This is a genomic window from Streptomyces sp. E11-3 (genome assembly GCF_046540415.1).
Taxonomy (GTDB): domain Bacteria; phylum Actinomycetota; class Actinomycetes; order Streptomycetales; family Streptomycetaceae; genus Streptomyces.
The window spans coordinates 1-3,331 of sequence record NZ_JAZGRL010000041.1 but is presented as its reverse complement, the minus strand read 5'-3'; the positions used below and the strand labels follow the sequence as shown (position 1 = coordinate 3,331).

General features: G+C 70.6%; 4 protein-coding genes. All 4 read left to right on the top strand.

The features are described from left to right. Window positions 1-528, top strand: a 528-nt coding sequence (locus U9R90_RS34600) for a DUF4937 domain-containing protein (protein ID WP_411061324.1), incomplete at its 5' end; no start/stop codon positions are given. Between the two features lie 71 nt (window positions 529-599). Further along, entirely contained in the window at window positions 600-1,259 is a 660-nt protein-coding gene (locus tag U9R90_RS34595; protein WP_411061323.1) for a histidine phosphatase family protein, read from the top strand. Between the two features lie 12 nt (window positions 1,260-1,271). Beyond that, entirely contained in the window at window positions 1,272-2,180 is a 909-nt protein-coding gene (locus tag U9R90_RS34590) for an ADP-ribosylglycohydrolase family protein (protein ID WP_411061322.1), read from the top strand. Window positions 2,181-2,411: 231 nt separating this feature from the next. Then, a complete protein-coding gene (locus tag U9R90_RS34585) occupies window positions 2,412-3,146 on the top strand; it encodes a ribonuclease HII (RefSeq protein WP_411061321.1) in 735 nt (244 codons plus the stop codon). The last annotated feature ends 185 nt before the right edge of the window (window positions 3,147-3,331 follow it).

Genomic DNA, 3,331 nt, shown 5'->3' with positions numbered 1-3,331 from the left:
CTGGGGGAGCCGGGGTTCAGGGGGCAGGGCGGTGGGTGGAGCCGGAGTCGGCCGGGCGTCGCCCATGTCTTCGCCTTCTGGGAGAGCCGTGCGTTCTACGACTCCTTCATGGCGCGCTCCCACGACCGGCTGCACGCCGCCCAGGCCGGCACGTACAACGACATACAGGTGAAACTCTTTGACCACCGCTTCGATGTGAAGACGGGGTTCGAACCGCGCTTCACAGGCGTCGACGTGGTGCGGGTGGCGCACTGCAAGGTGCACGCCGAGCGGGTGGAGCACTTCGCCCTGATGCAGGAGAAGGTCTGGAACCCGGCGATGGCGGGCTCGCCGGGCATGGTCCGCGGGCTGTTCGGCGAGGCGCCGGGGCACGAGTTCCTGGTGCTGTCGATGTGGGACTCGAACGCCGAGTACGGCAAGTACCGCGCCGAGCGCGTGGAACGGCTGACGCTGCGGGCGCAGACGGCGGCCGATGTGGCGGCGCTGGCGGGCGACATCGTGGATCTGGAGCCGTCCTGGACGGTGTGAGCGCGGGCCGATACGCCGGATGGAGTCCGTACGGCTGCTCGACCGACGCCCGCGCGATCTAGGGTTTCCGTATGGCAAGACCTCGGCGCATCGTCCTCGTCCGGCACGGCGAATCGGTGGGCAATGCCGATGACTCGGTGTACGAACGCGAACCCGACCATGCGCTGCGGCTCACCGAGCGGGGGTGGCAGCAGGCCGAGGCGGCGGGGGAGCGGCTGCGCGAGCTCTTCGACGGGGAGCGGGTGAGCGTGTACGTCTCGCCGTACCGTCGCACCCATGAGACGTTCCGTGCGTTCCGCCTTCCGCCTGAGCTGGTGCGGGTCAGGGAGGAGCCGCGGCTGCGCGAGCAGGACTGGGGGAACTGGCAGGACCGGGACGAGGTACGGCTGCAGAAGGCCTACCGCGACGCGTACGGGCACTTCTTCTACCGCTTCGCGCAGGGCGAGTCGGGCGCCGATGTGTACGACCGGGTGGGGGCGTTCCTGGAGAGCTTGTACCGCAGCTTCGAGGCTCCCGACCATCCGCCGAACGTTCTGCTGGTCACCCATGGGCTGACCATGCGGCTCTTCTGTATGCGCTGGTTCCACTGGACGGTCGCGGAGTTCGAGGCCCTGTCCAATCCGGGCAACGCGGAGCTGCGGACCCTGCTCATCGGGGACGACGGGCGGTACACCCTGGACCGGCCTTTCGTTCGGTGGCGCGAGCCTGAGACGTATGACCAGACCCGCTAGAGTGGCAGGGCGATGATCGCTGACTCCTCTTCCGACCGGCGCCTTGAGCGTGCCCTGGCCAGCCTGCGCGGGCTGGCGGTGGGGGATGCTCTCGGGTCCCAGTTCTTTGTGCCCGCGAACTATCCGCTGCTGAAGCGGCGGGAGCTGCCGCCGGGGACCTGGCGGTGGACCGACGACACCGAGATGGCGTGTTCCGTACTGTCCGTCCTGGCGGGGCACGGCCGCATCGATCAAGACGCCCTGGCGCAGTCCTTCGCCGCGCACCACGACGCGGGCCGGGGCTACGGCTCTGCCGTGAGCCGACTGCTGCGGCTGATCGAGACCGGCGGGGACTGGCGTCAGCTCGCCTCCGCGATGTTCAAGGGGCAGGGGTCCTGGGGCAACGGCGCCGCGATGCGGATCGCCCCGCTCGGTGCCTGGTACGCGGACGACCCGGAGCAGGCCACGCACCAGGCGGAGATCTCCTCGTACCCCACGCACCAGCACCGTGAAGGCGTCGTGGGATCCATGGCGGTCGCCGCGGCCGCGGCGCTGACGGCCGCGCCGACGGGGCCGCCCACGCCCGAGGCGCTGCTCGACGGGGTGATCGCGCTGATCCCGCGCAGTGCCGTGGGCGCCGGTCTGCGGCGGGCCAGGGACATGCTCGACTACAGCGACGCGACGACGGTCGCCGCGGTGCTCGGCTGCGGCCGCCGCACGTCGGCGCATGACACGGTGCCGTTCGCCCTGTGGTCGGCGGCGCGCGGCCTGGGCGACTTCGAGCGGGCCTTCTGGGTGACCGCCCAGGTGGGCGGTGACATGGACACCACCTGCGCCATCGTGGGCGGAGTGGTGGCGTCCGGCCTCGCCGCCGGGCCCCCTGCGCAGTGGTGGGAACGGACCGAGGCACTGCCTGGCTGGATTCCGGCCGGAGTGGGCTGACGGCTCGCTCCGACGTGCTGGTGTCGACCGTGCCGGGGTCCGGGACCACCAAGGGGGCACCAGTGGTCGAACTCTTCGCCGAGGACGACAACGCGGTGACGGCCTACCGCACCGCGGGCTGACGCGGAGGGCGTACCGCACCAAGGTATGCGGAAGCAAATGGCCGGAGTTGGCAGGGTGGCACCCCTGGGGTGTCGCGTGGGCTCCCAGCGGCGTACCCTTGCTGGCGCCATGCCGTACGAAGCACCCACCCACACCGTCGAGCGCTCCCTTCGCGCCACCACCGGAGCCAAGGTCATCGCTGGTGTCGACGAGGTCGGGCGCGGTGCGTGGGCCGGTCCTGTCACCGTCTGCGCGGCGGTCACCGGAGCCGGTCCTGTCACCGTCTGCGCGGCGGTCACCGGACTGCGCCGGCCACCCGAAGGGCTCACCGACTCCAAGTTGCTCACCGTGAAGCGGCGCAACGAACTGGCAGAGGTGCTGACCGGCTGGGTCACCGCCCACGCACTCGGCCACGCCTCGCCGGAAGAGATCGACGCGCTGGGGATGACGGCCGCCCTGCGGCTCGCCGCGGTGCGAGCCCTGGAGGCCCTGCCGGTGCGACCGGACGCGGTCATCCTCGACGGCAAGCACGACTACCTCGGTGCTCCCTGGAAGGTCCGTACGGTGATCAAGGGGGACCAGTCCTGTGTGGCGGTGGCCGCGGCCTCGGTGATCGCCAAGGTCCACCGTGACGCCATGATGGCCGAACTGGGCGCCAAGTGCGCGGACTTCGGGTTCGCGGCCAACGCCGGATACCCTTCGCCGGTGCACAAGTCGGCGCTGCAGGAACAGGGGCCGACCCCGTACCACCGGCTCTCCTGGTCGTATCTCGACGGGATGCCGCGCTGGCGGCATCTGAAGAGGACCCGCAGCCCGGTCGGAGCCGGTCCGGAAATCGAGGGGCAACTCGGCTTCGATTTCTGACACCATGCCGGTCGCACTGATGTGCCACCCGCCGGTGCGGTCCGCATCGGCATTTGATAGACAACCACCATGCCTCTCATTCCCGAGGAGCCTCAGATTCACGAGAGCGCCCAGGGTCCCCGCGCAACTCCGGCCAGCGGCCGCAGTACGCCGACCCCCCGTCCCGTCCCCGGTCCCCGCCCCGC